This is a genomic window from Rhizobium sp. P2_G2 (genome assembly GCF_056403555.1).
Genome location: NZ_JBFUFF010000063.1, coordinates 1 through 26,823 on the forward strand (window position 1 = coordinate 1; position 26,823 = coordinate 26,823).

29 protein-coding genes are annotated in these 26,823 nt (G+C 60.1%); 24 read left to right on the top strand and 5 right to left on the bottom strand.

Going from position 1 to position 26,823, the window contains the following annotated elements:
• The coding region (locus AC1D06_RS29390; RefSeq protein ID WP_477989418.1) for a hypothetical protein at nt 1–441 on the bottom strand (441 nt) is incomplete at its 3' end.
• 329 nt (nt 442–770) lie between these two features.
• Here AC1D06_RS29390 and thrS point away from each other — a divergent pair.
• The gene (gene thrS, locus AC1D06_RS29395; RefSeq protein ID WP_477879941.1) at nt 771–2,762 is read left to right on the top strand and encodes a threonine--tRNA ligase; all 1,992 of its coding nucleotides are present in this window, start codon (nt 771–773) and stop codon (nt 2,760–2,762) included.
• A 99-nt stretch (nt 2,763–2,861) separates the two neighbouring features.
• Nucleotides 2,862–3,695 carry a lysophospholipid acyltransferase family protein gene (locus AC1D06_RS29400; protein WP_477879943.1) on the top strand — a complete coding sequence of 278 codons (834 nt, stop codon included), beginning with the start codon at nt 2,862–2,864 and terminating at the stop codon, nt 3,693–3,695.
• Nucleotides 3,696–3,935: 240 nt separating this feature from the next.
• On the opposite strand, the gene AC1D06_RS29405 is transcribed toward AC1D06_RS29400, so the two are convergent.
• Nucleotides 3,936–4,766 (bottom strand): cell envelope integrity EipB family protein, encoded by an 831-nt coding sequence (locus AC1D06_RS29405; protein ID WP_477989470.1) that lies wholly within the window; start codon nt 4,764–4,766, stop codon nt 3,936–3,938.
• 112 nt (nt 4,767–4,878) lie between these two features.
• Between AC1D06_RS29405 and AC1D06_RS29410 the strand changes: the two genes are divergently transcribed.
• The 7 genes from AC1D06_RS29410 (at nt 4,879) to AC1D06_RS29440 (ending at nt 9,295) form a co-directional block, all read left to right on the top strand.
• Nucleotides 4,879–5,346 (top strand): RidA family protein, encoded by a 468-nt coding sequence (locus tag AC1D06_RS29410; protein ID WP_477879945.1) that lies wholly within the window; start codon nt 4,879–4,881, stop codon nt 5,344–5,346.
• Nucleotides 5,346–6,062 (top strand): glycerophosphodiester phosphodiesterase family protein, encoded by a 717-nt coding sequence (locus AC1D06_RS29415; protein WP_477879946.1) that lies wholly within the window; start codon nt 5,346–5,348, stop codon nt 6,060–6,062. Before AC1D06_RS29410 ends, AC1D06_RS29415 begins: the two co-directional genes overlap by 1 nt.
• Nucleotides 6,063–6,071: 9 nt before the next feature.
• Nucleotides 6,072–7,244, top strand: a complete 1,173-nt coding sequence (locus AC1D06_RS29420; protein ID WP_477879948.1) for a GNAT family N-acetyltransferase — start codon at nt 6,072–6,074, stop codon at nt 7,242–7,244.
• Between the two features lie 82 nt (nt 7,245–7,326).
• Nucleotides 7,327–7,764 carry an HIT family protein gene (locus tag AC1D06_RS29425; protein ID WP_477879950.1) on the top strand — a complete coding sequence of 146 codons (438 nt, stop codon included), beginning with the start codon at nt 7,327–7,329 and terminating at the stop codon, nt 7,762–7,764.
• A 69-nt stretch (nt 7,765–7,833) separates the two neighbouring features.
• Nucleotides 7,834–8,256 carry a hypothetical protein gene (locus AC1D06_RS29430; RefSeq protein WP_477879952.1) on the top strand — a complete coding sequence of 141 codons (423 nt, stop codon included), beginning with the start codon at nt 7,834–7,836 and terminating at the stop codon, nt 8,254–8,256.
• 143 nt (nt 8,257–8,399) lie between these two features.
• Nucleotides 8,400–8,603 (top strand): hypothetical protein, encoded by a 204-nt coding sequence (locus AC1D06_RS29435; RefSeq protein ID WP_477879954.1) that lies wholly within the window; start codon nt 8,400–8,402, stop codon nt 8,601–8,603.
• 62 nt (nt 8,604–8,665) lie between these two features.
• On the top strand, nt 8,666–9,295 hold the full coding sequence (locus AC1D06_RS29440) for a Fic/DOC family protein (RefSeq protein ID WP_477989420.1): 630 nt from the start codon (nt 8,666–8,668) through the stop codon (nt 9,293–9,295).
• 100 nt (nt 9,296–9,395) lie between these two features.
• On the opposite strand, the gene AC1D06_RS29445 is transcribed toward AC1D06_RS29440, so the two are convergent.
• Nucleotides 9,396–10,535, bottom strand: coding sequence for a DUF2336 domain-containing protein (locus tag AC1D06_RS29445; RefSeq protein WP_477879956.1), 1,140 nt, complete (start codon nt 10,533–10,535; stop codon nt 9,396–9,398).
• 131 nt (nt 10,536–10,666) lie between these two features.
• On the opposite strand from AC1D06_RS29445, the gene AC1D06_RS29450 reads away from it, so the two are divergent.
• The gene (locus tag AC1D06_RS29450) at nt 10,667–11,161 is read left to right on the top strand and encodes an aldolase/citrate lyase family protein (protein ID WP_477989422.1); all 495 of its coding nucleotides are present in this window, start codon (nt 10,667–10,669) and stop codon (nt 11,159–11,161) included.
• Nucleotides 11,162–11,166: 5 nt separating this feature from the next.
• On the opposite strand, the gene AC1D06_RS29455 is transcribed toward AC1D06_RS29450, so the two are convergent.
• Entirely contained in the window at nt 11,167–11,772 is a 606-nt protein-coding gene (locus tag AC1D06_RS29455; RefSeq protein ID WP_477989424.1) for a flavin reductase family protein, read from the bottom strand.
• A 4-nt stretch (nt 11,773–11,776) separates the two neighbouring features.
• Entirely contained in the window at nt 11,777–12,358 is a 582-nt protein-coding gene (locus AC1D06_RS29460; RefSeq protein ID WP_477879962.1) for a nitroreductase family protein, read from the bottom strand.
• A 129-nt stretch (nt 12,359–12,487) separates the two neighbouring features.
• Here AC1D06_RS29460 and AC1D06_RS29465 point away from each other — a divergent pair, with 129 nt between their 5' ends.
• The 14 genes from AC1D06_RS29465 to AC1D06_RS29530 all read left to right on the top strand — a co-directional run bounded on the left by AC1D06_RS29465 (nt 12,488) and on the right by AC1D06_RS29530 (nt 26,812).
• Nucleotides 12,488–13,402, top strand: a complete 915-nt coding sequence (locus AC1D06_RS29465; protein WP_477989426.1) for a hypothetical protein — start codon at nt 12,488–12,490, stop codon at nt 13,400–13,402.
• A gap of 197 nt (nt 13,403–13,599) precedes the next feature.
• A complete protein-coding gene (rpsB, locus tag AC1D06_RS29470) occupies nt 13,600–14,364 on the top strand; it encodes a 30S ribosomal protein S2 (RefSeq protein ID WP_477879966.1) in 765 nt (254 codons plus the stop codon).
• 247 nt (nt 14,365–14,611) lie between these two features.
• Entirely contained in the window at nt 14,612–15,538 is a 927-nt protein-coding gene (tsf, locus tag AC1D06_RS29475; protein WP_477989427.1) for a translation elongation factor Ts, read from the top strand.
• A 197-nt stretch (nt 15,539–15,735) separates the two neighbouring features.
• On the top strand, nt 15,736–16,458 hold the full coding sequence (gene pyrH, locus AC1D06_RS29480; protein ID WP_477876907.1) for a UMP kinase: 723 nt from the start codon (nt 15,736–15,738) through the stop codon (nt 16,456–16,458).
• A 42-nt stretch (nt 16,459–16,500) separates the two neighbouring features.
• A complete protein-coding gene (frr, locus tag AC1D06_RS29485; RefSeq protein ID WP_477989429.1) occupies nt 16,501–17,067 on the top strand; it encodes a ribosome recycling factor in 567 nt (188 codons plus the stop codon).
• A gap of 39 nt (nt 17,068–17,106) precedes the next feature.
• Complete coding sequence (locus AC1D06_RS29490; RefSeq protein ID WP_477989430.1) at nt 17,107–17,838, top strand: isoprenyl transferase; 732 nt, start codon at nt 17,107–17,109, stop codon at nt 17,836–17,838.
• Nucleotides 17,838–18,680 carry a phosphatidate cytidylyltransferase gene (locus AC1D06_RS29495; RefSeq protein WP_477989432.1) on the top strand — a complete coding sequence of 281 codons (843 nt, stop codon included), beginning with the start codon at nt 17,838–17,840 and terminating at the stop codon, nt 18,678–18,680. The genes AC1D06_RS29490 and AC1D06_RS29495 overlap by 1 nt, the downstream gene beginning before the upstream one ends.
• Before the next feature lie 38 nt (nt 18,681–18,718).
• Nucleotides 18,719–19,846: an RIP metalloprotease RseP gene (rseP, locus tag AC1D06_RS29500; protein ID WP_477876911.1), complete on the top strand. Its 1,128-nt coding sequence runs from the start codon at nt 18,719–18,721 to the stop codon at nt 19,844–19,846.
• Nucleotides 19,847–20,041: 195 nt separating this feature from the next.
• Nucleotides 20,042–22,369: an outer membrane protein assembly factor BamA gene (bamA, locus tag AC1D06_RS29505; RefSeq protein WP_477876912.1), complete on the top strand. Its 2,328-nt coding sequence runs from the start codon at nt 20,042–20,044 to the stop codon at nt 22,367–22,369.
• Nucleotides 22,370–22,417: 48 nt separating this feature from the next.
• Nucleotides 22,418–23,473 (top strand): UDP-3-O-(3-hydroxymyristoyl)glucosamine N-acyltransferase, encoded by a 1,056-nt coding sequence (gene lpxD, locus AC1D06_RS29510; protein WP_477989434.1) that lies wholly within the window; start codon nt 22,418–22,420, stop codon nt 23,471–23,473.
• A complete protein-coding gene (gene fabZ, locus AC1D06_RS29515) occupies nt 23,470–23,937 on the top strand; it encodes a 3-hydroxyacyl-ACP dehydratase FabZ (RefSeq protein WP_477876914.1) in 468 nt (155 codons plus the stop codon). The genes lpxD and fabZ overlap by 4 nt, the downstream gene beginning before the upstream one ends.
• A complete protein-coding gene (lpxA, locus tag AC1D06_RS29520) occupies nt 23,934–24,749 on the top strand; it encodes an acyl-ACP--UDP-N-acetylglucosamine O-acyltransferase (RefSeq protein WP_477876915.1) in 816 nt (271 codons plus the stop codon). Before fabZ ends, lpxA begins: the two co-directional genes overlap by 4 nt.
• Before the next feature lie 12 nt (nt 24,750–24,761).
• Nucleotides 24,762–25,634, top strand: coding sequence for an LpxI family protein (locus AC1D06_RS29525; protein WP_477876916.1), 873 nt, complete (start codon nt 24,762–24,764; stop codon nt 25,632–25,634).
• Nucleotides 25,631–26,812, top strand: a complete 1,182-nt coding sequence (locus tag AC1D06_RS29530) for a lipid-A-disaccharide synthase (RefSeq protein ID WP_477989435.1) — start codon at nt 25,631–25,633, stop codon at nt 26,810–26,812. Before AC1D06_RS29525 ends, AC1D06_RS29530 begins: the two co-directional genes overlap by 4 nt.
• Nucleotides 26,813–26,823 lie beyond the last annotated feature (11 nt).

A 26,823-nucleotide genomic window follows, 5' to 3' on the forward strand; every position in this document is an offset into this window, starting at 1 on the left:
GGTATAGATACTCGCGTAGAACTGAGAGATGTCGGTTTTTAACACTACCGGCGCGTATGCGAGTTGTTTTGAGGATTTCGCGGACAATTCCGACAACGAGGCAACCTTGATAGCTCGATCAGCGCTCTCATCCAAAACAGTGGGCGCGCTCAACGAGTAAGGCGAAGCCTGATATCTTGCGTTGAAATCTTTCCAGTAACGATGGATGAAAGTTGAGACGTGAAAATAGGAGACAATATTTGGAGTTGCAAAGAACCTCCGGTTCCGATCATGTTTCGTTCCGTTGTAACGTACGTAGTGCGTAGGTCGTTTTCTGAATTTTGCCTGGTCCAAGTCGCTAACAATCCCGTGAAAAGCACGAGCGGCGTCGATAGACGTAAAACAGGGCGGCAATGTTTCGGGAAAGAGGCCTCGAGCAAGTAAAGATAGTCGTTTTTTCATATGTAGCCCGATTCTCAACATTTCAATGCACAAAGTTGCAGAGGGAAGGTCTGTCTGCAAGTGCTATTTGGTGTACCCAATATTCATTCGCTAAAATTGCATAGAGTTGCTCTTTAAGAAAGCGTTAGCGTCGACGCTCTCGGGATAAGGCTCAGTTCAATCGATTTAATGCGTCGCGCGTACGCAGTAAGTGAAGTTGATAATGTAGAGCCTTCCCATTCCCCCCAAATCCCTCTATATCCCGCCGCGCAAGCGTCGGCGAATCCCGGCCTTTGTCTAAGAACCACCCGCATTGGTTGGCGGGACTGGATAAGGAGAATTTGCAAAAAATGTCTTCCCCCGAAATTTCCCTCACATTTCCCGATGGTTCCGTGCGCAGCTTTCCGGCTGGCGCGACCGGCAAGGATGTGGCTGAATCGATTTCCAAATCGCTGGCCAAGAAGGCCGTAGCGATTGCGATCGACGGCAATCTGATGGACCTTGCCGATCCGGTGTCGGACGGCAGCATCGAGATCGTCACCCGCAGCGATCCCAAGGCGCTCGAACTCATCCGCCATGATGCGGCGCATGTGATGGCCGAGGCGGTGCAGGAGCTTTGGCCCGGCACGCAGGTGACCATCGGCCCGGTGATCGAGAACGGTTTTTATTACGATTTCAAGCGCATCCATCCCGATACGCGCGAGGACTGGCCGTTCACGCCCGAAGACCTGCCGGTCATCGAGAAGAAGATGAAGGAGGTCATCGCCCGCAACAAGCCCTTCACCAAGGAGGTCTGGTCGCGGCAGAAGGCCAAGGATGTGTTCGCCGACAAGGGCGAGGGCTACAAGGTCGAGCTGGTCGATGCCATTCCGGAAGGCCAGGACCTGAAAATCTATTCGCAGGGCGACTGGTTCGACCTCTGCCGCGGTCCGCACATGACGTCGACCGGGCAGATCGGCACCGCCTTCAAGCTGATGAAGGTGGCCGGCGCTTATTGGCGCGGCGATTCCACCAAGCCGATGCTGACGCGCATCTATGGCACCGCCTGGGCCGAACAGTCCGAGCTCGACGACTATCTCAACAAGCTCGCCGAGGCCGAGCGCCGCGACCACCGCAAGCTGGGCCGCGAAATGGACCTGTTCCATTTCCAGGAAGAAGGCCCGGGCGTGGTCTTCTGGCACGGCAAGGGCTGGCGGATGTTCCAGACGCTGGTCGCCTATATGCGCCGGCGCCTCGCGCTCGACTACCAGGAAGTCAATGCGCCGCAAGTGCTTGACAAGTCGCTCTGGGAAACGTCCGGGCACTGGGGCTGGTATCGCGACAATATGTTCAAGGTCACGGTCGCCGGCGATGACACCAACGACGATCGCGTCTTTGCGCTCAAGCCGATGAACTGCCCCGGCCATATCCAGATCTTCAAGCATGGTCTGAAGTCTTACCGCGAACTGCCGATAAGACTTGCGGAATTTGGCAACGTGCATCGCTATGAGCCGTCCGGCGCCCTGCACGGGTTGATGCGCGTGCGCGGCTTTACCCAGGACGACGCGCATATCTTCTGCACCGACGAGCAGATGGCCGCCGAATGCCTGAAGATCAACGATCTGATCCTCTCGGTCTACAAGGATTTTGGCTTCGAGGAGATCACCATCAAGCTCTCTACCCGGCCGGACAAGCGCGTCGGTGAAGATGCGCTCTGGGATCGCGCCGAAAGCGTGATGATGGGCGTGCTCGACACGATCCAAAAACAGTCGAACTTCATCAAGACCGGCATTCTGCCGGGCGAGGGTGCTTTCTATGGCCCGAAGTTCGAATATACGCTCAAGGACGCCATCGGCCGCGAATGGCAGTGCGGCACGACGCAGGTCGACTTCAACCTGCCGGAGCGGTTCGGCGCCTTCTACATCGATCACAATTCGGAAAAAACCCAGCCGGTGATGATCCACCGCGCCGTCTGCGGCTCGATGGAGCGCTTCCTCGGCATCCTGATAGAGAACTATGCCGGCCATATGCCGCTCTGGTTCGCGCCGCTGCAGGTCGTGGTGGCAACGATCACCTCGGATGCCGACGCCTATGGGCAAAAAGTCGCGGATCGATTGCGTGCCGCGGGTCTTTCGGTGGAGACCGACTTCCGCAACGAGAAGATCAACTATAAGGTTCGCGAGCATTCCGTGACCAAGGTGCCGGTGATCATCGTCTGCGGCAAGCGTGAGGCGGAGGAAAACACCGTCAATATCCGCCGGCTGGGCTCGCAGCAGCAGATGCCGATGGCCTTGGACGAAGCGATTGACGCCCTTGTCGGAGAGGCGACACCTCCCGATATCAGGCGCAGAAGCATTGCATGAAACAAAACGGGGGACAGCCGCATTTGACATGCGGCTGTCGTCAGCCTGTTACACAACATTCTTATTGGCTTGTCATAGATCCAACCGGGTGAATCGGCCGTGCAATTCAAGGAACTGTCCTACGCGAGTGATGCAGATCCGCTATTCAAGCGGCTGGTCATCCACACGGTGGAAAATCTCTCGGGCCGCCACCGCTATGTCAAGATCTACAAGACCTGGCGGACGGAGGTTGTTGGCAAGACCGATCATGTCTTCAGCCGCATGCTCGAACTCATCGACATCGGGCTGTCGGTCAAGGGCAACTGGCCGCCCAAGGACCTGCCGGATACGCCGATCGTCATGGTTGCCAACCACCCCTACGGCATTGCCGACGGCATCGCCGTTTTGGCGCTGGCCGAACAGCTCGGCCGTCCCTTCAAGGTTCTGATCAACGATCAGCTGCTCAAAGTACCGGAAATGCGGCCCTATTCGCTGCCGATCTCCTTCGATGAAACGCGAGAGGCGCTGGCGACCAACATCGCCACCCGCAACGAGGCATTGAAGCTGCTCAAGGAAGGCGTCACCATCGTCGTCTTCCCGGCCGGCGGCGTCGCCACCGCGCCCAAAGGTTTTGGCCAGGCCGAGGACCTGCCCTGGAAGATGTTTCCCGCAAAACTCATCCAGTCGGCCAAGGCCAGCGTCATCCCGATCTATTTCGAAGGCCAGAACAGCTGGCTCTTCCATCTCGCCAGCCGTTTGTCGCTGACGCTGCGGCTGTCGTTCCTGATCCGCGAATTCTGCCGGCTGTCCGGCGAGACGATCTATTCCAATATCGGCGCCATCGTGCCGTGGAACGAGATCGCCGCGATCACCGACCGCAAGGCGGTGCTGCAATATCTCTACGACTGCGTCTTCGCGCTCGACCCCAAGGATGCCAAGCCGGCGACGGCGTGACAGCAAATCCCGCAATGATTTTGGGCGGCTTTTCCCGAAGACAATCACGTAGAAGCGAAACGCTGCGTTTGGCCGCGGCGCCGGCGGCGCATTCCATCTTCTCCCCAGCGGGGAGAAGATGTCCGAAGGACAGATGAAGGGGCCTCGCGGATGGGGCGGCCCCCTCATCCGGCCCTGCCGGCCACCTTCTCCCCGCTGGGGAGAAGAGGAAGCAAGCCGCTCTTGCTGCGCAGGCCTAACTCAATTGCTCTTACAAGCGCTGTCCTCGGGCAGAAAGTCGAGCTTCACCAGCGTGCCCTTGAGGGAAAAGTCGCCGTAGTCCATGAGCAGATCGCGTGAGACACCGTTCGCATAGAGCTTGAACGACATGCGATAGCTCGGCGTGCCATCACTGGTGGGCGTGTCGTCGAAATAGGCGATTGTCACCGGCCATGTCTTCTCCGTCTTCAGCTTGCCGGCATTGGCGGCATCCGGATCATCGGGGGTAACGTCGACGGGCGAGCCCATCACTGTCGACGTAATCAGCGTCTTGTCGCCATTGTCCGAGCCGTCGAAGACGCGCGCCTCGAAGAAATGCTCGCCTTTCTCGGCGCGGCTGATGACATCGAGCGTGTGCTGGGTCGGAAACCGCGCCGTGGTCAGGCTCAGCTTCTTTTCGATCGGCGTCGTCAGATCGACATCGATCTTGTCCTTGCTCTTCTCGGCCATGCCCGCGACTTCCTTGGCGAGCTGGTCGTTGTTGAAGGTCTTGGAATCGAATTCGAAGCGACCGTTCTTGAAATCCTCGAAGGTCGTGCTCTGCTGGTCCGTGAGCTTCTTTTCGCCGCCCGAATCGACCTGGGTGACGARGCGGAAGTTGACGCGATAGCCCTCGCAGGGCGAACCGGTGAACTCATAGACCATGCGGCCATACATGGCTGTAATACCCGAGCGTTCCGACGCGTCGGCGAGTTCGAGATTATAGACCGCGCGGTGCGGCACCAGTCCGCTGAGGTTCTGCGCATGCGCCGGCAGGGCCGCCGCCCCGAGGCTCGAGCCGAGCAGGCAGGCGAGAACGCGTCGGCGAAAAATCATTAAATTCTCCTGTTGCACCGCACCTGAATGCGATTAAGTAAAGCGCATTCTATGCGGATTAGCTGATCCGCGGGATTCCTAAAAGACAAAATTACGCAAAGGTGAGGAAATGAAGGCGGATATCGACGCACGTCTGGAAAAGCTGGGCATTACGCTGCCCGTCGCCGCGGCACCGGCGGCCAATTATGTGCCCTATGTTCAGACGGGCAACCTGCTCTACATTTCCGGCCAGTTGCCGATCGAGAACGGTAAGCTGGCAGTGACGGGCCAGCTGGGCGCCGGCGTCACCACGTCCGAGGGCCAGCGCGCGGCGGAACTCTGCGCCATCAACATCTTTGCCCAGGCGAGCGCGGCGCTCGGCGGCGACCTGTCGCGCATTGCCCGCATCGTGCGCATCACCTGCATGGTCTCCTCGACGCCGGATTTCTATGAACAGCATCTGGTCGCCAATGGCGCCTCCAACTTCCTGGTCGAAGTGCTGGGCGATGCCGGCAAGCATTCGCGCGTCGCCGTCGGCATGGCGGCACTGCCGCTCAACGCGTCGGTGGAAATCGACGTCGTCATGGAAGTCAGGTAATGCCCGATCTCGCCTTCCTGACCCGCCAGCCGATCGCGCACCGCGGTCTGCATGACGGCAATCATGCTGTCTGGGAAAATACGCTGTCGTCCGCCGAGGGCGCGATTGCTGCAGGCTATGCGATCGAATGCGACCTGCAATATGCGGCGGATGCAGCGCCGATCATTTTTCATGACGACGATATGCAGCGGCTTTGCAACATGCGGGTCGATATCCGCTCAAAGACCTCGGCGGAACTCAGCCTGACCTCGGTCGGCGGCACCAAGGACAAGGTGCCGTCGCTCAAGTCGCTGCTGTCGCTGGTCAAGGGCAGGGTGCCGATCGTCGCCGAACTCAAGGGCCGCAAGGGGGATGACGAAGGCTTTGTCTCCGCSGTGCTGGAAACGCTTGAGGGCTATAAAGGCGACGTGGCGCTGATGAGCTTCGACACGTGGCTGCTCGAAGAATTGAAAGAGATGGAATGCCCTTTCGCCGTCGGTCTGACCGCAGAAGGTATGACAGAGAAGGAATTCGCCCTACATCGCAAGGCGATGGGCCATGGCCTCGACTTCATTTCCTACAATATCGCGGATCTGCCGAACGCCTTCATCACAGGGGAACGTGAAAGAGGTATTCCAGTCATCAGCTGGACGGTGCGGACGCCCGAGCAGGCCGAGCATTCCCGCCACAATGCCGACCAGATCACCTTCGAAGGTTTCGATCCCAAGGCCGCATGAGGATAAGCATTGCCCATCCGAACCGTTTCCAGCTTCAAGGACATAAAAGCGGATCGCTGGGCCCGGCTCGGGGGCGCGACGCGCGGCAGCGAAAACTATAACCCATTCATCTCGCATGCTTTTCTATCCAGCCTGGAGGAATCGGATTCCGCCGTCCGCCGCACCGGCTGGCTCGGCCACCACGTGCTGCTGGAGGATGTCGATGGCGTGCTACGCGGCGCCGTGCCCGGCTATCTGAAGAGCCATAGCCAGGGCGAATATGTCTTCGACCATGCCTGGGCCAACGCGTTCGAACGCGCCGGCGGGCGCTATTATCCGAAACTGCAATGCACCGTGCCGTTCACGCCGGCCACCGGTCCGCGGCTTCTCGTCGCGGACGGCCAGGAGCGCGCCGCAACACTCGGCGGGCTTGCCGAGGCGGTCAAGGCGGAGACCGATGCGCTCGGCATTTCCTCGGCGCATGTCACGTTTGCGCCCGACGGAGAATGGCAGGTGATGGAGCGGCATGGCTATCTGCATCGCACCGACCAGCAGTTCCATTTCCACAATGAAGGTTATGCCAGCCACGACGAATTCCTTGAAACGCTGGCGTCGCGCAAGCGCAAGGCGCTGAAGAAGGAGCGCCGTACCGCACTGGAAAACGGCATCAGTGTCGACTGGCTGACCGGCAGCGACCTGACCGAATCCATCTGGGACCAGTTCTTCGCCTTCTACATGGATACCGGTGGCCGCAAATGGGGCCGTCCTTACCTGACGCGCGAATTCTATTCGCTGATCGGCGAGCGCATGGCCGATGACATCGTGCTGGTCATGGCCAAGCGCAACGGCCGCTATATTGCCGGCGCCATCAATTTCATCGGCGCCGACACGCTCTACGGCCGCCATTGGGGCTGTATAGAGGATCATCCCTTCCTGCATTTCGAGGTCTGCTATCACCAGGCGATCGATTTCGCCATCGACCGCAAGCTTAAGACGGTCGAGGCGGGCGCACAGGGCGAACACAAGCTGGCGCGCGGCTATCTGCCGGCGACAGTGCATTCGGCGCATTATGTCGCCCATGCCGGATTGCGCCGCGCGATCGAAGACTATCTGCGCGAGGAACGGCGCGAGGTCGAGGCCGTCGGCGAATACCTGACCGAGCACGGCCCCTTCCGCAAGAACCTGCACGAAGAGCAGGACTGAACCTGCGCCAAATCCGATTACGGACTTGAAACCATATGGTTTTCAGCGCAAATTCGATCTCATGGAATGGAGATGATTTGCCATGCACGGGGTTCCCTATGATCCGGACAATATCTTTGCCAAGATCCTGAGAGGCGAGATTCCGTGCCATGCCGTCTATGAGGACGAACATACGCTCGCCTTCATGGACATCATGCCCCAGGCTGAGGGCCACACACTGGTGATTCCCAAGACGCCGTCTCGCAACATCTTCGATGCCGATCCGACGACGTTCATGTGGCTGATGCCATCAGTCCAAAAGATCGCCCGCGCCGTCAAGAAGGCTTTCCATGCCGATGGCGTGCGTGTCTTCCAATTCAATGAACCAGTTGCCGGCCAAACCGTTTTCCATTTGCATTTCCACGTCGTGCCGATGAAGGAAGGCGTGGCGCTCAGGCCGCATACCGGTAAGATGGAAGACGGCGGTGTGCTGGCGCATAATGCTGAAATGATCCGCGAGGCGCTGAAATACGTTTCATGAAATGATCACGTTCGGATGCGATCTTCAGCGCGGACAACTTAGAGCCACATCTGGCTCCAGGACAAAGCAATGAAGGCTGCATTCGTGCTGATGAGCATTCTCGGTTGCGACGATTCCGGCGCCCACTGCCAGCCGGTCGCCACTCTGCCGCACCAATGGCCGACGATCGCCACCTGCGATGCCGCATCGGACAAGACGCTGGCGACATACAAGAATGTCCGTTATCCGAACCTCGTTGCCGTCTGCCAGACCGCCGGCACGACGGCGCTGACGGATTCCGAGGACGAGGCGCGCGAACAATCGACCGAGATGGTGAGCCGTTCGCTACCGCCGGATGCCGATCAAGCCGAAGGGCCGGGGCTTGCCGGGCGTGCCATAGCTTTGATGAAACGGGCCATTCCTTCGAAGAGCGGCATCAAGTCGACACTCATCGTTCCCGTGCATATCGTCACCGACACGTATTCCTGGGTGGTGAAGAAGGTCGCCGATTAGTGTGGACAAAAAAGCGGCTTGGAGCAGTCCGGGTAACGGCGTGACGTAGAACCCGACAGGTCCTACGGCCTATGAATTGTTGAGTTTTTGACCTGATTGGCGTATGATACTGCTGTATTTTGAGGTGATGGAAGGGAAGCAACATGTATCGGACCTCCGACCAGAGTCCCGAAGCGCAAGCGTGGCGAGTCGAACAGATGCATGCCAACAACGCAATCGAGGGCATTGAGAAAGATGAAGAGATTGCCGCGCTCGTTGCACAATGGGACAGTGAAGGCATCCCTGACGAGGAGCAAATTAAACGCCTGCTCGAATTGACGAAGCCGAAAACGTTTTCAATGGCATAGTCGCGGGTCATACATTAGCGACCCGCTCCCACTTCGGGGCATTTCTTTGTAGAGAAATAAGTTTGAACGAGAAAGCAATTTACGAACGCTATATGTATCCTGGCGAAGAGCCACGCGTGCCGATAAACAAGCCAGGGCATCGAAATTGGAAAGATTTGTCTCGCGCTGAGGCTGTCATCGTTGCAAAGCGTGCCAAGAACATTCCTCCCTCTGCTCGTGAGCTTAGCTACGAGGGATTCAAGGCACTTCATCGACACCTTTTCCAAGACATATATGAATGGGCAGGTCGCGAGCGAACCTACACGACCGGGCGCAACAAGGAAGCACCATTCGCTGCGCCACGATTCATAGCACTTCATATCGAACAGCAATTTCGGAAGTTTGAGGCTGGAAACCGTTTCATTGGTATGGACGCTGACGATTTCGCCCTGGCCGCTGCCGACTTCATTAATGAAATCAACGCTGCGCATCCCTTCATAGAAGGGAATGGAAGAGTGCAACGTCTTTTTCTACAGATGGTCGCGGAAAATGCTGGATATTCACTCGAACTGAGGGCTGAAGATAAACAGGCTTGGAACGACACGGCGAAGACTGGGTTTCTTGAAGGTGACTGCAAGCCGCTCGCGGCGTTGATACGCAGTTGCATCAAACCATTAGAACCGGGCCACTCCAGCGCCGGCCCGCCCTTCTGAAGTAGGTATCGCCAGACGGTCGTCTAGGATATTCGTCGACAAGGCGGCGAGCTACAACTGCGTCCGCACAGTGCGGCAATCGAACTCGACATGGATAGTTTCACGCCGCTTCGATCGCCAGGAACGAGGCAAAGGCGCGGGCGGATTGGCGCTGTTCGGCGAATTGCAGCCGCTCTATCATGTCGATCAGTTCGTCGGCCACCCCTTCGGTCTTGCGGGAGCGGCGGAATTTGCCCACCAGCCGGCTGGCGATGTTGCCGAGCAGCTTCTGGTCCTCACCGCGCATATGCCGCCGCCATTGCAGCGTCGCCTCGACGAAGATTTCCGAAATGTCGCGGCCGAGTCCTGCTGCTTCAAACAGCGCCCGCATCGCATGGAAGCGACCGTCGGCGAGGATCGAACGCACGCGCCGCTCGGTCAGCCCTGTCAGTTCGACGATCGCCGAGGCGAAGAAATCCAGCTTGCCGCTGCAGAGCGCCTGCATCAGGAAATTCGGCGTCAGGCGGCCGTCGCGGCGCAGGTGGTCGACCAGCGCCGGAATATCGTTGGTCTCGGCCTCGGCGGCGAGCGCCACTGTCGTCGCCTCGCAGGCCTCGCGGCGGATGCGCTCGAAGCGCAGGTCGCCGATCACGTGGCGCACCAGGCCGCTTGCCGACAGCGCGTCGGAAATGGAAACGGCGAGCAGGTGCCGGGCATCCACCGGCAGTTCGTCGCGCTCGAGCAGGCGTTCGCGGATACCGGGCTCGGTGCCGAGCCGTTCGGCGATACGGCGCAGGCTCTGGCGGCTGATGACGGCGCCAGGATTGTCGAGCAGCGCCTCGACCTCAGGTGCCTCGCCGATCTCGGCGATGGCCGCGCAGACCGGCTGGCTGACGATGAAGCGCGACGCGATCAGCGCACGGGTGACCCCATCGCCGCGGGCGGCGAGATCGACGAGGTCGACATCGGTGAGCACTGGCGAACGTGCGATAATGTGGCAGGCAATTTCCGGCTGGTCAGAGGCGAGCGGCAGGATCAGCGAGCGCGGTGCATCCTCCGCATCCGCGATCGCTTCGGCCAGCGCCAGCCGTACCTTGGGGGAGGGGTCGTCGAGCAGCCAGGTCAAAGCCATCAGCGCCGCCTGCCGTTCTTCGTCGTCCATGTCCGATTCGAGCCAGGCGCGGCCGAGCGCATTGGCGGCACGGGCACGATCGGCCGACTTTGCAGTATCCGCCCAACGGATGAAAGTCTGGATGATCACGGGCCACCTCGTCACTGAATGCCAATAGAAGGACCCTAGCGGCAAAAAGTTTAAGATTGGTTCACCATGTTTGTTGGCGGCGTGTTAACCCTGTCGGCGCCGCAATCATCGCCCGCTTTGGAGCCGCAAGCATGCCAAGAACCTGTCATCTCGTGGTGTTCTGGGACGAAGAGGCCAATCTGACGATGCCGGTCCTCAGTCTACGCGACGAGGGTTTCGAATCGGATGCCGCCGCTGCCGTTGCCTCCGGGACGAAGTGCATCCTGCTGGCGGATTGTCGGGGATCGGAGGACCTGCAGCGCTGTGACATGGCTCTGTCTGTGGCCGAGGCGAGTGAGGCGCGTGACGCCGGCGCCACGTTGATCGTCGCCAGCGTGGATTCCGCCGCAGCCCTGATGCAGCTCTCCTTGCTTGGTGGAAAATCCGCACGGCTTGCCGGCTTGACATGGAATCGTGCCGCATTCTGCGACGGCATCGGCTGCACGCACGACTCTCCTGTTGCCGGCCACGCCCGTATTTCCGTGGTTGTTGCTGCGCGCGCCTTTGGCGTGCCGGCCTATGATACGCAGGAAATGGACCAGGATGCCAGCGCCTTCGGTTTCGACGGCATCTCGGTCATCGAATAGGGTGCTCAGGGCCGCTTGGGCCGGATCATTTCGAAGACGTCGCTGGCCTCGGTATAATCCATATAGCCCATCCGCCCGACCGGCCGCGCCAGCGACATGTCGAGCCGGCCGTCGCGGATGATCGCCTCGTCGATATGAATGCCGACGACCTGGCCGAGCACCATGGTGACCTCGGCATCCGCGCCGTTGAGATCGACAGGCTCGATAACCTGGGTCACCTTGCATTCGAGCACCGCATAGGCGCCCGAGACATAGGGTGCTGCGACCATCCGGCCCTGTTCGGCCGTAAGCCCGGCAATCTCGAATTCGTCTATGCCGTAGGGGACGGCGACCGACGATTGGTTCATCTGTGCCGCGAGGTTGCGGCTGACGAAGCTCGCGGTGAATTCGCGCGTCTCGGCGGCATTGCGTGGACTGTCCTTGCCGGAACCGGCGGCGAACATTACGATCTTGGGATCGTCCGAGAGCGCGTTGAAGAAGGAGAATGGCGAGAGATTGCGCGAACCGTTCATGCCGCGCGTGCCGATCCAACCGATCGGCCGCGGCACGACAATCGCCTTGAACGGATCGTAGCGCATGCCGTGGTCGCGGGTATCGGCGGCATAGAACATAGGTTCAACCCTCGCCGACCCAGGTGACGATGTCGTTGAGCTCGGGCCGGGGACGCTCCGTCACCGGAAAATCCGTCGTGCCGATATGGATGAAGCCGGCAACCTTCTCGCCCGGTTGGACACCGAGGATCGGATAGGCACGCTCGTCATAAGCCATCCATTCGGTCAGCCAGTTCGAGACATAACCATGCGCGTTCGCCGCCATCAGCATGTTGAGGCAGACCGCACCGGCAGACATCAACTGCTCCCATTCCGGAATCTTGAAATGCGGTGCGGCCTTGGAAACGACGGCGACGACGACCGGCGCCCGCGTCAATCGTGTTTCTTCGACCTTGATCATTTCCTCCGACAGGTCCGGCTTGTCGCCACGCGCGATCTTCGACAATTCCAACGAGATCCGCTCCCGTTCGGCGCCGCGGAAGACAATGAAACGCCAGGGCGCCAGCTTGCCGTGATCCGGCACGCGGCTCGCCAATGTCAGGATGTCGAGGATTTCTTCTTGCGAGGGGCCCGGGGCCTTCATCTGAAACGCCGGCATGGAACGGCGGGTGGAGAGGTAATCGATCAGCTTGATGTCGGTCTTCATAATGCCTCGTTTGCGGCTCTTGAATTCGCCTGGTGTTTGCGGGAGAAGTGGGCCGCGCTGTAAAGCGTGTCAACCCTGGAAAAGAAGAGTATTCCGGTTTTGTTTAACTCGTGCCGAGCCATTGCCCTCGTGGCGGTCTTCTTCGCAGCCCTCGTCGGCGGCGCAGGCGCGGCACAGCAGGCCTTCGCRCTCGACACGGACCAGAAGAAGCCGGTCCCCGACCTGCATTCCAACAGTTTCTCGCCCGTGCTCGAAAAGGATACGCCGCTCAAGCACGGCAAGCCGGTGCATATGGACGCTCGGCTGACCGACAAGGGCGCGGTGGTGACTTATGGCCTGACCTGGCGGGTGTTCCAGCCGATTGCCGGCGCAGACGGCAAATTGCCGATGCTGGCTTCGTCGGAAGGCGGGTCGACCGAGTTCGACCTGGCGCCCGGCGAATATTTCGTCAATGTCGCCTTCGGCCGCGCCGGCACCACCAAGAAATTGGTCGTGCCCGAAACCGGCGACCTTGGTCCGCAGACCTTCGTGCTGGACGCCGGCGGCCTTGTGCTCAACGCCGTATCGGGCTCGGATGTCCGCATTCCGCCAGGCGAACTGACCTTCAATATTTTTTCCAATGATGTGCGCGAGGATGGCGAGCGCAACATGGTCATGGCCGACGTCAAGCCGGACCAGCTTATCCGTCTCAATGCCGGTACCTATCACATCGTTTCCAACTACGGCAATGTCAACGCCACGATCCGCGCCGACATCCGCGTCGATGCCGGCAAGCTGGTCGAGGCGACGCTGCAGCACCGGGCGGCCAAAATCACGCTCAAGCTGGTGTCGCAGGAAGGCGGCGAGGCGATCGCCGATACCGCCTGGTCGATCCTCACAGCTTCCGGCGACTCGGTCAGTGAAAGCGTCGGCGCCTTTCCGGTGGTGATTCTGGCGGAAGGCAAATACACGGCCGTCGCCCGCCACAAGGAGAAGATCTATCAGCGCGATTTCACCGTCGTGCCTGGCCGCAATGAGGACATCGAGGTGATGCTGCAGGAGTGATCCGGCGGAAAAGATGCCCAAACAGGAAAAATCGCGCCGATCGCTTGCATTTCCAGGCATTTCGGTTTATGGCGCCCCTCATTCCACACGTGGGGCTCGGCGCTTTCCGGGAGAAATCCGGTCAGTTCCACCCGGTGGCAGGCCAAAAACCTGCTTCAGGCTCCACGGAGGTTCAACCGGAAAAGGAGTAACAAGGCATGGCATTGCCGGATTTTTCCATGCGCCAGCTGCTTGAAGCAGGCGTTCACTTTGGTCACCAGACCCACCGTTGGAACCCGAAGATGAAGAATTATATCTTCGGCGACCGTAGCGGCATCCATATCATCGATCTCGCTCAGACCGTTCCGCTGCTGCATCAGGCGCTGAAGGTCATTTCGGACACCGCTGCAAACGGCGGCCGCGTGCTGTTCGTCGGCACCAAGCGCCAGGCTTCGGAAATGATCGCCGACGCCGCCAAGCGTTCGGCCCAGTATTACGTCAACTCCCGCTGGCTCGGCGGCATGATGACCAACTGGAAGACGATCTCCAACTCGATCCAGCGCCTGCGCAAGGTCGACGAAATCCTCGCTTCGAACGCCACCGGCTATTCGAAGAAGGAACGTCTCAACCTCGATCGTGAGCGCGAGAAGCTCGACAAGGCCCTTGGTGGTATCCGCAACATGGGCGGCGTGCCGGACCTGATGGTCGTCATCGACACCAACAAGGAAAAGATCGCCATCGACGAAGCCAAGCGCCTGGGCATCCGGGTCGTGGCCATCATCGACTCGAATTGCGATCCGGACCTGATCGATTTTCCGATCCCGGGCAATGACGATGCTTCGCGCGCCATCGCGCTCTATTGCGACCTGTTCGCCCGCGCTGCTCTCGACGGCCTCGGCCGCCAGCAGGGCGCTGCCGGCGTCGACCTTGGCGCTGCCGCAGAGCCGGTTGCAGAACCTGCTCTCGCAGAAGCCGAAGCCTGATAGGCAACAGCAGGGCAGGGCGCTGTCCTGCCCCACTCACTTTCGGGGCAAAGGCCATGACGCATTTCGCGACTATGGCCTTTGCCCTTCCCTTATCCGGCGCTTGCCGCATGGTGTTGATATCCAAAGGCCGCTTCCCAGCCTGTCACATGCCTGTCACGCGTTTGGCTAAACTCCGTCCGCATGCGCGAAGTCCGCGTCGTTCCACCCGAAATGAACCGCGCTTCGCCAAATAAAGAGGTTCAAAATGACTGCTATTACCGCTGACCTGGTCAAGACCCTGCGCGAAAAGTCCGGCGCCGGCATGATGGATTGCAAGAAGGCGCTGACCGAGACCGACGGCGACATCGAAGCAGCCATCGACTGGCTGCGCGCCAAGGGCATCGCCAAGGCCGACAAGAAGTCCGGCCGCACCGCTGCGGAAGGCCTGATCGGCGTCGTCAGCGCCGGCACCAAGGCCGTGGCCGTCGAAGTCAATTCCGAAACCGACTTCGTTGCCCGCAACGAAGCCTTCCAGGAACTCGTCCGCGGCGTTGCCAATGTCGCCATCGGCACCGACGGCACCGTCGAGGCGGTCGCCCAGGCGATCTACCCGGCCACCGGCAAGACCGTCGAGGACACGATCAAGGACGCTGTCGCCACGATCGGCGAGAATATGCAGCTGCGCCGCTCCGCCCTGCTGCATGTCGAGCATGGCCTTGTCGCCACCTATATCCACAATGCTGCCGGCGACGGCATCGGCAAGCTCGGCGTGCTCGTAGCCCTGAAGTCGCTGGGCGACAAGGAAGTGCTCTACTCGCTCGGCCGCCAGATCGCCATGCACGTTGCCGCGACCAATCCGCTGGCCATCCGCCCGGAAGAAGTCGACCCGGCCGTCGCAGAACGTGAGCGCAACGTGTTCATCGAACAGTCCCGCGCCTCCGGCAAGCCGGACAACATCATCGAAAAGATGGTGGATGGCCGCATGCGCAAGTTCTTCGAGGAAGTGGCGCTGCTGTCGCAGGCTTTCGTCATCAATCCCGACATCACTGTCGGCCAGGCTGTCAAGGATGCCGAGAAGCTCGCCGGCGAGAAGATCGAAGTCACCGGCATGGTTCGCCTGCAGCTCGGCGAAGGCGTCGAGAAGGAACAGACCGATTTCGCCGCCGAAGTCGCGGCTGCGGTGAAGAAGTAACATTAGGTTCATCAAKAACCGTGCAAATAAGTCGGGCATCGCGTGACAACGCGATGCCCTTCGTGTATCCGGCTCGAAGAACTTCAAGACTCTCGCGTCTAAGCTCCAATCTCGCCGCAACTGGCAGCACTGAGATTGGCCACGCCCGCCTGAAGCATCGGGCGCGCGGCAACCAGGTCCGGCGAAACGGGGAAAACATGACATCAGAAGCGATCTACAAACGGGTTCTGCTCAAGGCATCCGGTGAAGCCCTCATGGGTTCGCAGGGCTTCGGCATCGATGTGACGGTGGCCGACCGCATTGCCGGCGATATCGCCGAAGCGCGGGCGCTCGGGGTGGAAGTCGGCGTCGTGGTCGGCGGCGGCAACATTTTCCGCGGCGTGGCGGTGGCGTCCAAGGGCGGAGACCGCGTGACCGGCGACCATATGGGCATGCTGGCGACCGTGATCAACGCGCTGGCGCTTGCCACCTCGCTGCGCAAGCTCGACATCGACACCGTGGTCCTTTCGGCCATCGCCATGCCGGAAATCTGCGAGAGCTTCTCGCAGCGGGCAACGCTCTATCATCTGTCGCTCGGCCGCGTGGTGATCTTCGCCGGCGGCACCGGCAATCCGTTCTTCACCACCGATTCGGCTGCCGCCCTGCGCGGCGCTGAAATGGGGGCAGAGGCGATCTTCAAGGCGACCCAGGTCGACGGCATCTATTCCGCCGATCCGAAGAAAGTGCCGGATGCGACCCGTTTCGATACGCTCACGCACACGGAAATGCTTGAAAAAGGCCTGGCTGTCATGGATGTTGCAGCCGTCGCTCTTGCGCGCGAAAATCACATCCCGATCATCGTCTTTTCGATCCATGAGAAGGGCGAATTCGCGAAGATCCTGACCGGCGGTGGCCGCAGGACGATCGTTAAAGACAACTAGAGAAGTGTGCCGGCGGTCGGGCGCCGGTCAGGGAGACAGAAAATGGCTACGAATTCCAATATCGATCTCAAAGAGCTGAAGCGCCGCATGGAAGGCGGCGTCGCCGCGTTCAAGGCTGACATCGCCTCGCTGAGAACCGGCCGTGCCTCCGCCAATGTCCTTGATCCGGTGCAGGTCGAGGCCTATGGCTCGCGCGTGCCGCTCAACCAGGTGGCCAATATCACCGTACCCGAGCCGCGCATGCTGGCCGTCAATGTCTGGGACCGCTCGATGGTCAAGGCGGTGGAAACGGCGATCCGTGAGTCCAATCTCGGTCTCAACCCGATCATCGAAGGCCAGAACATGCGCATCCCGCTGCCGGAGCTGAACGAAGAGCGCCGCAAGTCGCTGGTCAAGGTCGCGCATGACTATGCCGAAAAGGCCAAGGTCGCGGTGCGAAATGTGCGCCGCGATGGCATGGATGGCTTTAAAAAAGCCGAAAAGGACGGCGATATGAGCCAGGACGAGAGCCGTTCCAATTCCGAAAAAGTGCAGAAGATGACGGACGAGACGATTTCAGAGATCGATCGCTTGCTTCACGATAAGGAAAAGGAAATCATGCAGGTTTAATGTCGGGGTTATTCCTCGATCAGGAGGCAGARGCTACAGATGGATGCAAATCTGACCGCGAAGGTCCCTGCTCATGTCGCCATCATCATGGATGGCAATGGCCGCTGGGCCAAACAACGCGGCCTGCCGCGCACCATGGGCCACCGCAAGGGTGTGGAAGCTGTCCGCGAGGCGGTGAGGGTCGCAGGCGACGTCGGTATTTCCTATCTGACGCTTTTTGCCTTCTCCTCGGAGAACTGGACCCGGCCGGAAACGGAGGTCAACGACCTCATGGGTCTGTTGAAGGCCTTCATCCGCCGCGACCTCGCCGAATTGCATGCGCAAAACGTCCGCATCCGCGTGATCGGTTCGCGCGACAATCTCAGGGGCGATATCCTGCCGCTTCTCCTGGAAGCGGAGGAAACCACCCGCAACAATACCGGGCTGACGCTCGTCATCGCCTTCAATTACGGTTCGCGCGACGAGATCGCACGCGCCGCCCGGAAGCTTGCATTGAAGGTGCAGAGCGGCGCGATGCGGCCCGAGCAAATCGATGCGGTGGCGCTCGATCGCGAGCTCGACACCTATGGCATGCCCGATCCCGACCTCTTGATCCGGACCTCCGGCGAGGAACGGCTTTCCAATTTCCTGCTCTGGCAGTCGGCTTATACCGAACTTCTGTTCGTGCCGGAATTCTGGCCGGATTTCAGCCGCGAGACCTTCTATGCTGCAATCGCCAAATATTCTGGGCGCGAACGGCGATTCGGCGGTCTCGCCGCCGCGGTGTCATAATGAGCCCAGAGCTCAGGCTACGCATCATTTCCGGCATCGTGCTCGCTGTCGTGGTGCTTGCCGCGACCTGGATCGGCGGCATGGTGTTCAGCCTGCTGGCGGCGCTGATTTCCATCCTGATCTTCTATGAATGGGTGACGATCACCGGCCAGTCGCGCAGAAGCCGGCTCACTGCTTTCGGCTTTGCCGGGGTCGTCGTGGTTGCCGTCGAATATATCTTTCACGGCGCCGGAAGCGGCTACATATCGAGCCTGGTCTTGCTCATTGGCTTTACAGTTGTTGCGATCATCATTGCCGCGATCCGGCGGCGCGGCTACTGGCTGGCCGGCGGCCTGTTCTATTCTGGTCTTTCCGGCCTGTCGCTGGCGGCATTGCGCGGAACGACGGGCGGCGGTCTGATCACAATTCTCTTTCTGTTCGGGATTGTCTGGTCGACCGATATTCTGGCCTATTTCGTCGGCCGTGCCATTGGCGGGCCAAAGCTGGCGCCCCCCATTTCGCCGGGAAAGACCTGGTCCGGCGCGATCGGTGGCGCGGTGGCGGGTGTCGCGGGCGGGTTGTTGGTGATCTTTTTGGCGCATCAGCCGGTCAGTCTGGGGCTTGCCGCCATCTGCCTTCTGCTGTCGGTCGCCTCGCAGATTGGCGATCTCTTCGAATCCTGGATCAAGCGACGCTTTCGCGTCAAGGATTCGAGTCGCCTGATTCCCGGCCATGGCGGTGTGATGGACCGGGTTGACGGACTTGTTTTTGCCTGCTTTGTGGCATTTCTAGGCGGGTTGGCCCTGGCTGTCGCAAGCGGCAGCCTGGTGAAGGACGCCGGCAGCCTGGTGATCGGTCAATGATCTCCAGGCGTCGGACAGGGGAATAAAGGGTTGGGATGATGAGCGGTTTGGCTGAAAACCCGTTGGTGCTGATGATACCGGCGTTTGTCCTGGTCATCTCGATCATCGTCGTCATTCACGAGATGGGCCACTACCTGGTCGGCCGCTGGTGCGGCATCAAGATCATGGCCTTCTCGCTCGGATTCGGCCCAGAGCTTGTCGGCTTTACCGATCGCCGTGGAACGCGCTGGAAGGTCTCGGCCGTGCCGCTTGGCGGCTATGTGCGATTCTATGGCGATGAGGATGCATCGAGCCGGCCCGATTTCGATGCGGTCGAGGAACTGCCGCCGGAGGAGCGCGCCAAGACTTTTCTCGGCGCAGCACTGTGGAAACGGGCGGCCACGGTCGCCGCTGGGCCGATCGCCAATTTCGTCCTGTCGATCTTCATCCTGTCGCTGATCTTCATGACTGTCGGCCGCTATATCGTCGATCCGGTGGTCACTGGAGTCGAGCAGAACTCGCCGGCCGCGGTCGCCGGTATACAGAAGGGCGATTATATCCTCGCTGCCGACGGCCGGTCGATCGACACCTTCGATGACCTGGTCCGCTATGTCACGGCACGCCCTGATATCCCGATCGTGCTGACCGTCAAACGCATGGACAAGGATGTCAGCCTGCGTGTCGTGCCGAAAGTGATGGCGCGCAAGGATCCCTTTGGCAACAAGATCGACGTGCCAACGATCGGAGTCGAGGGAGGCGCGGCTGACGGTAGCCGGCATCTGATTCGGTATTCGCCTTTGGAAGCGGTCGCCCAGGCGACCATGGAGACGTGGAATATTGTCACAGGGACCTTCGATTATATCGGCAATCTGCTTACCGCGCGGCTGAAACCGGACCAGATCGGCGGTCCGATCCGCGTCGCCCAAGTTTCGGGACAGGTTGCCACGCTTGGATTTGTCCCGCTGATGAGCTTGGCAGCGTTCCTGTCGGTATCGATCGGGTTACTTAATCTGATGCCGATACCGGTACTTGATGGCGGCCATTTATTGTTTTATGCGATCGAGGCGCTGAGGGGACGGCCCCTCGGAGAAATGGCGCAGGGTGTTGCATTCAAGGTGGGGCTTGCGCTTGTGTTGTGTCTGATGGTTTTTGCAACCTGGAACGATATAGCCGCTTCGCTCGGGTAAGGGGAAGTTTCGGATAAGCAAGGGAAAATTTACCTTGTTTCGATGCTAAAGTGGCCGATAGGCCACGCATTGAAACGAAGTAAATAGAATTTAACCAACTCACTTGCTTGTAAGGAAAAAGCAGGTAAAACGGCAAAAGTGGCCCTCTGCGGCCGCATGCCGGTAGCCGTGTAACGGAAAAGGTAAGACGTTAAAATGAATGGTAGTTCTAGATTTCGGAACGCGGTATCGATCCTGGCGATTACGGCCAGCGTCTTGACTTCTGCTGGAACCATGGTGCTGGTGACGCCGACCATTTCTGAGGCTGCGGTCATCCGCAATATCGAGGTGAAGGGCGCCCAGCGCGTCGGCGCTGACACGGTCCGCGCCAACCTGACGATCACGCCTGGCAAGAATTTCTCGGCCGCCGATATCGATATGTCGATCAAGCGGCTCTATGCGACGGGCTTCTTCTCCGACGTGCGCATCAATGTCTCCGGCAGCACGCTGGTGGTCACCGTCAACGAGAACATGCTGATCAATCAGGTGGTCTTCAACGGCAACCGCAAGATCAAGGACGACAAGCTCGTCACTTTGGTGAAGACTCAGCCGCTTGGCCCATACAGCGAGGCCATCGTCGAGGCTGATATTCAGTCCATTCGTCGCGCCTATGCCGCGATCGGCCGCTCCGACGTGCAGATCACCACGCAGACCGCGCCGGTCGGCAATGGCCGCGTCAACCTCGCTTTCGTCATCAATGAGGGCGATCGCACCAAGATCGAAGACATCAACTTCACCGGCAATACGCACTATAGCGGCTTCCGGTTGCGCGCCGTGATCGCGACGAAGCAGACCGGTTGGTTCTCGTTCATCACCCGCACGGACATTTATGACGCGGACAAGCTGCGTGCCGACGAAGAGGCGCTGCGCCAGTTCTACTATAACCACGGCTATCCGGATTTCCGCGTCATCTCGTCCAATGCACAGCTTGATCCGTCGACCAACAAGTACACGATCAATTTTGTCGTCGACGAAGGCGAGCGTTACAAGTTCGGGCCGGTTCAGGTCGAGAGCACGGTCGAAGGTGTCAATGCCGACGATCTGAAGAGCCTTGCGGACAGCCAGGAAGGCAGCACCTATCGTGCACGCGACGTCCAGGATTCTCTGGATGCGATTTCGAAGCGTGTTGCCGCGGCGGGCTATCCGTTTGCACGCGTCACGCCGCGCGGCAACCGCGACATGGCCAACAAGACGATCGCCGTCGATTATCTCGTCGACCAGGGCGAGCGCGGCTATGTCGAGCGTATCGAAATTCGCGGCAATACGTCGACGCGCGATTACGTCATCCGTCGCGAATTCGATATCAGCGAAGGTGATGCGTTCAATCAACAGGAGCTCGCAGAGGCCAAGCGCCGGCTTGAGCGTCTGGGTTATTTCAGCTCGGTCAATATCACCACCCAGCCGGGCAGCGCGCCGGACCGCGTCGTCGTCATCGTCGATGTCGCCGATCAGTCGACCGGCAATTTCGGTATTGGCGCCGGTTATGCGACCGGCGGCGAAGGCTTCATCGTCGAAGCTTCGATCGAAGAAAAGAACTTCCTCGGCCGCGGTCAGTATATTCGCGTGTCGGCAAGCGGCGGTGCGCTGACGCGCAACTATACGCTCTCGTTCACCGAGCCGTATTTCCTCGGTTACCGGCTCGCGGCGGGCTTCGATATCTTCAGGTCGGAAAGCCAGATTTACGACAACTACGACTATCAGGACAATGGTTTCTCGCTGCGCGTCACGGCGCCGATCAACAACGATCTGACGACCACGTTCCGCTACAACTATAAATCGATGGATTATACCTCGGACAACATACGTGCTCTGTCCGAACCCTATCGTCATTTGGTGCACCGGAGCCCGTGGGTCACCTCGTCGGTTTCCAACTCCTTGAACTACAATACGCTGGACACGCAGACGCTGCCGCATGAAGGTATCGTCGCCTCGCTGACCAACGAAATCGCCGGCCTTGGTGGAGATTCGCGTTTCTACAAAGTCAGCGGCAAGGTGCGCGGTTATTACACGATGTCGGATGATTGGGACATGGTCGGATCGCTGTCGGGTTCGGCCGGCTACGTGACCGCGCTCAATGGCGGCCAGTTGCATGTCTTCGACCAGTTCAGCCTGGACTCCAACGATATCCGTGGCTTTGCCGATACCGGTATCGGTCCGCGCATGATTCGCAACCAGGACCCGCTTGGCGGCACGACCTACTTTGTGGCTTCGGCCGAAGTGACGTTCCCGCTGCCGGGTGTTTCGGTGGATTCCGGCTTCCGCGGCGGCTTGTTCATGGATGCCGGCACGCTTTATGGCAACGATGTAAAGGTCAAGGGCAAGGATCCGCAGGGTGTGGATATGAACCTGCGCGCTTCGGCCGGTGCGAGCTTGATCTGGGCGTCGCCGTTCGGCCCGCTGCGTGTCGACTATGCCATTCCCTTCATGAAGCAGGACTTCGACATTCAGCAGCGTCTGAAGTTCGGCATCTCGACCTCGTTCTAACAATTCGGTCCAGGGCGGCTTTAGAGGCGCGCTCTGGAATGGTATGTGATGACCCATTCGGAGTTCTTTCCGCCTCATGGGGGCATGCGGCTTGATGATTTTGCCCATGCCCTCGATCTGCGCTTGATGAATCCGGATGYGGCCAGCAGGCAGGTCAGAGCCGTCGCTCCCGTTTATCGCGCCAAGGACGGCGATATCTGCTATATCCTTTCCAAGCGCGGCCTCGGCGAGTTCGATACCTGCGAGGCTACGGCGGTGATCTGCGCCGAAGCACTGGCTGCGCGGATCCCGTCGCATGTGACCGTGCTCATTGGCGTCGATCCGCATACCGCCTTTGCCAAGGCTGGGGCGCTGCTGCATCCCGATGCCATGCAGCCAAAGCCGAATGTCAGCGGCGAGGGCGTTCATCCGAGCGCCTTTGTCGACCCGACGGCTGTGCTCGAGGAAAATGTCACGGTCGAACCGATGGCTGTCATCGGCGCTCATGCCAGGATCGGTTCGGGAACTAGGATCGGGGCTGCGGCCGTGATCGGCCATGACGTCAAGATCGGCCGGAATTGTTCGATCGCTGCAGGTGCCAGCGTCATCTGCGCTTATCTTGGAAACGGCGTTATTATCCACAACGGTGCCCGCATCGGCCAGGACGGTTATGGCTATGCGCCGGGCCGTGCTGGCATGGAGAAGATCGTCCAGATCGGCCGGGTCATCATTCAGGACAATGTCGAGGTCGGCGCCAACACCACCATCGACCGCGGCACCATGGATGACACCGTCATCGGCGAAGGCACGAAGATCGACAATCAGGTGCAGATCGCGCACAACGTCCGGATTGGCAGGCATTGCGCCATTGTTTCCGGTGTCGGAATTGCCGGTAGCGCCATCATCGGCGATGGGGTACAGATCGGCGGCGCCTGCGCCATCAAGGGCCATATCACCATCGGCTCGGGCGTGCAGATCGCGGCGATGAGCGGCGTGATCACCGACATTCCGGCTGGACAGCAATACGGAGGCATTCCGGCGCGGCCGTACAAGAGTTTCATGCGCGACATCGCGGAGATCATGCAGAGATCGGATTACAAGGGTAAGGGGGAACGGACCAAATGAGCGAGGAAAACGGCAAAGTCCTCACCGCATTGGATATTACCGCAATCATGAAATTGTTGCCGCATCGCTATCCGTTTCTCATGATCGACAGGATCATCGAGATCAACGGCGATGATTCTGCGATTGGGATCAAGAACGTCACTTTCAACGAGCCGCAATTCACCGGCCACTTTCCGGATCAGCCGATCATGCCCGGCGTCTTGCTCGTCGAGGCCATGGCGCAGACAGCGGGCGCGATTTGCGCACTCAAACGCGGCGGCGGTTCCGATCTCGTCTATTTCATGACCATTGACAATGCCCGCTTCCGCAGGCCGGTCGTTCCCGGCGACCGCGTCGAATTCCATGTGACGAAGCAGAAGCAGCGCGGCAATATCTGGAAGTATCATTGCGACGCGAAGGTCGACGGACAGCTCGTCGCCGAGGCTGATGTCGGTGCCATGATGATGGCCAAGGGCAAAGAATGACCACTATATCTCAGTCGGCGCGTATTCATCCGCTGTCGATCGTCGAAGACGGCGCGGTGATCGGTGACAATGTGACGATCGGCCCTTTCTGTCATGTCGGCCCGAAAGTCGTGCTCGGCAATGATGTGGAGCTCGTGAGCCATGTCGTTGTCACCGGCCTGACGACGCTGGGCAACAGCAACAGGATTTTCCCGAATGCAGTGATCGGCGCCGATCCGCAAAGCGTCCATCACAGTGGTGAGGAAACGCGCCTTGTCATCGGCAGCAACAATACGATCCGTGAAGGTGTGACGATGAACACCGGCACGGTTGATGGCGGCGGCATCACGACCGTGGGCGACAACAACCTGTTTCTCGCCTATAGCCACGTCGCCCATGACTGCAAGCTCGGCAATCACATCATCCTCTCAAACAATGTCCTGCTTGCCGGCCATGTGACGGTCGAGGACAGGGCGATCTTCGGCGGCGGTTCGGCCGTGCATCAGTTCAGCCGCGTCGGCCGCCAGGCCTTCATCGGCGGCTTGACCGGCGTGGCCTATGACGTGATCCCCTACGGCATTCTGAACGGCAATCCGGGCGTGCTGAGCGGCCTGAACGTTGTCGGCATGAGCCGCGCCGGCATTTCGCGCGAGACGATTCACAAGGTCCGCAAGGCCTATAAGGAGATATTCGAGGGCGAGGAAGCCGTTCGTGTCGCCGCAGCCGCGATCCGAGAAAAATATCTCGATTGCAAGGAAGTGCTTGAAATCCTCGACTTCATCGCGGCTGACGCCGAGCGGGCGCTGTCGTCACCCAACCGGCCGAAACCCTGACCGGAGAACCTGATGGGCCAGCAGGTTGAACGCGGCCGGCTGGCGATCATCGCGGGCAGCGGCAAGCTGCCGCTTTATGTCGCCGAAGCGGCGCGCGACAGGGACGACAATCCTTTTATCTTCGTGCTCAAGGGCGAACCGGCAGTGGACTGGTCTGGTTTCGACCACATGAAGATCGGCATCGGCGAAATCTCGCATTTCAAGCAACAAGCAGACAGGCTTGGCGTCGACCGGATCATAATGTCCGGCGGCGTATCGCGTCGCCCGCCACTCCGCGAAATGCGGCTCGGCATCGGCAGCCTGTTCAGGATCCCGCGAATGATCCGGCTGCTTGCCGGCGGCGGCGACAATGCCGTGCTCACCGCGGTGATCGCGCTGCTCGAAAACGGCAAGCGCAAGGTGATCAGCGTCCAGGACGTGGCACCGTCGCTGCTCGCCGAAATCGGGCCCGTTGGAAAGATTGCGCCGTCCGACGCCGACGCCAGGGACATCGCTGCCGCCGTGAAAGCGGCGCGAATGATCGGCAGCCTCGACATAGGGCAGGGGGCCGTCGCCGTCGGGGGCAGGGTGGTGGCGCTCGAAGGGCCGGAAGGCACCGACGCCATGGTGGGGCGTGTCGCTGATCTCAAGGCGGCGGGACGCATTTCGGCCAGTCGCCGCGGGGTGCTGGTAAAACTCTGCAAGCTGCAACAGGATGTGCGTGTCGACCTGCCCTCAGCCGGTCTGGCGACCATCCGCAATGCCGAGGCTGCCGGACTGGCTGGCGTGGCGCTCGAGGCTGGGCGATCGCTGCTGCTCGACGCTCAGGAGGTGAGGGCCTTCGCGGATAGCCATGGCATGTTCGTCACTGGCATCGATCCGGCATCGATCGGCGGTGAGCCATGACTGGGCCGGCGCTGAAGGTTGCCGTGGTTGCCGGCGAATCCTCGGGCGACCTGCTGGGCGCCGACCTGATTGCAGCGCTTAAAGCCAGGACCGGGCGGGAAGTCGCGCTTGTTGGCGTCGGTGGGCCGGCGCTGGCCGAGCAGGGCTTGGTGTCGCTCTTCGATTTCGCAGAGATCAACATCATGGGCTTCGTCGCCGTGGTCAGGAACCTGCCGCGGCTTCTATCGCTCATCCGCAAGACAGCCGATGCGATCATCGCGGCGCGGCCCGACATGCTGCTGATCATCGACAGCCCCGACTTCACCCATCGCGTCGCGAAGAAGGTCCGGGAAAYGCTGCCGGACCTGCTTGTGGTCGATTATGTCTGTCCGAGCGTCTGGGCCTGGAAGGAATATCGCGCGCCGCGCATGCGCGGCTATGTCGACCATGTGCTGGCCGTGCTGCCCTTCGAGCCCGAGGCCATGGTGCGGCTTGGTGGACCGCCAACCACCTATATCGGCCACCGCTTGCGCGCGCTGCCGTCACTGCTGGCGGCGCGGACAACGCTGATCGAGCGTCGCAAGGCGTTGCCTGCAGAAAAGAACATCCTGCTATTGCCTGGCTCGCGCAACCACGAGGTCAAGCGTCTGCTGCCGCTGTTCGGCGAAACGGTGCGGATCATGCGGGAGAGGGGCGATCGCTTCCGGCTTCTGCTCGCGACCGTGCCGCACCAGGAACGCAATGTCCGCGATATCACCGCCGATTGGTCCGAAAAGCCGGAGATTTTCGTCGGCGAAGCCGCGAAGTGGCAGGTGTTCGAGCAGGCAGACGCTGCGCTCGCGGCATCCGGCACCGTGCTGCTCGAACTGGCGCTCACCGGCATCCCGACGATCTCCACCTACAAGACCGATGTGCTCATCCGCATGGTCCTGAACCGAATCAAGGCGTGGAGCGGCGCGCTGCCGAACCTGATCGCAGACTATCCGGTCGTGCCGGAATATTTCGACGAGTTCATCCGCCCGACGGCGCTGGCTCGCTGGATGGAGCGCCTGAGCACGGATACGCCGGAACGCGCCGCCATGCTCTCCGGCTTCGACACGATCTTCGAGCGCATGTCGACGATCGAACCGCCGGGCCTGCATGGCGCCGGCATTGTCCTCGATCTTCTCGCGAACAGAAAGCCAGTGCCGTCGCAATGACGGCGCCGGCC

What these genes read in the sequence shown, in the direction of transcription:
- AC1D06_RS29435 (WP_477879954.1), top strand. Translation starts at nt 8,400, where the DNA reads ATGTATCGGACCTCCGACCAGAGTCCCGAAGCGCAAGCGTGGCGAGTC.
- AC1D06_RS29425 (WP_477879950.1), top strand. Translation starts at nt 7,327, where the DNA reads ATGCACGGGGTTCCCTATGATCCGGACAATATCTTTGCCAAGATCCTG.
- AC1D06_RS29490 (WP_477989430.1), top strand. Translation starts at nt 17,107, where the DNA reads ATGGATGCAAATCTGACCGCGAAGGTCCCTGCTCATGTCGCCATCATC.
- AC1D06_RS29495 (WP_477989432.1), top strand. Translation starts at nt 17,838, where the DNA reads ATGAGCCCAGAGCTCAGGCTACGCATCATTTCCGGCATCGTGCTCGCT.
- AC1D06_RS29430 (WP_477879952.1), top strand. Translation starts at nt 7,834, where the DNA reads ATGAAGGCTGCATTCGTGCTGATGAGCATTCTCGGTTGCGACGATTCC.
- AC1D06_RS29450 (WP_477989422.1), top strand. Translation starts at nt 10,667, where the DNA reads ATGCCAAGAACCTGTCATCTCGTGGTGTTCTGGGACGAAGAGGCCAAT.
- AC1D06_RS29460 (WP_477879962.1), bottom strand. Translation starts at nt 12,358, where the DNA reads ATGAAGACCGACATCAAGCTGATCGATTACCTCTCCACCCGCCGTTCC.
- rpsB (WP_477879966.1), top strand. Translation starts at nt 13,600, where the DNA reads ATGGCATTGCCGGATTTTTCCATGCGCCAGCTGCTTGAAGCAGGCGTT.
- thrS (WP_477879941.1), top strand. Translation starts at nt 771, where the DNA reads ATGTCTTCCCCCGAAATTTCCCTCACATTTCCCGATGGTTCCGTGCGC.
- fabZ (WP_477876914.1), top strand. Translation starts at nt 23,470, where the DNA reads ATGAGCGAGGAAAACGGCAAAGTCCTCACCGCATTGGATATTACCGCA.
- AC1D06_RS29525 (WP_477876916.1), top strand. Translation starts at nt 24,762, where the DNA reads ATGGGCCAGCAGGTTGAACGCGGCCGGCTGGCGATCATCGCGGGCAGC.
- frr (WP_477989429.1), top strand. Translation starts at nt 16,501, where the DNA reads ATGGCTACGAATTCCAATATCGATCTCAAAGAGCTGAAGCGCCGCATG.
- AC1D06_RS29455 (WP_477989424.1), bottom strand. Translation starts at nt 11,772, where the DNA reads ATGTTCTATGCCGCCGATACCCGCGACCACGGCATGCGCTACGATCCG.
- lpxA (WP_477876915.1), top strand. Translation starts at nt 23,934, where the DNA reads ATGACCACTATATCTCAGTCGGCGCGTATTCATCCGCTGTCGATCGTC.
- tsf (WP_477989427.1), top strand. Translation starts at nt 14,612, where the DNA reads ATGACTGCTATTACCGCTGACCTGGTCAAGACCCTGCGCGAAAAGTCC.
- AC1D06_RS29410 (WP_477879945.1), top strand. Translation starts at nt 4,879, where the DNA reads ATGAAGGCGGATATCGACGCACGTCTGGAAAAGCTGGGCATTACGCTG.
- bamA (WP_477876912.1), top strand. Translation starts at nt 20,042, where the DNA reads ATGAATGGTAGTTCTAGATTTCGGAACGCGGTATCGATCCTGGCGATT.
- pyrH (WP_477876907.1), top strand. Translation starts at nt 15,736, where the DNA reads ATGACATCAGAAGCGATCTACAAACGGGTTCTGCTCAAGGCATCCGGT.
- rseP (WP_477876911.1), top strand. Translation starts at nt 18,719, where the DNA reads ATGAGCGGTTTGGCTGAAAACCCGTTGGTGCTGATGATACCGGCGTTT.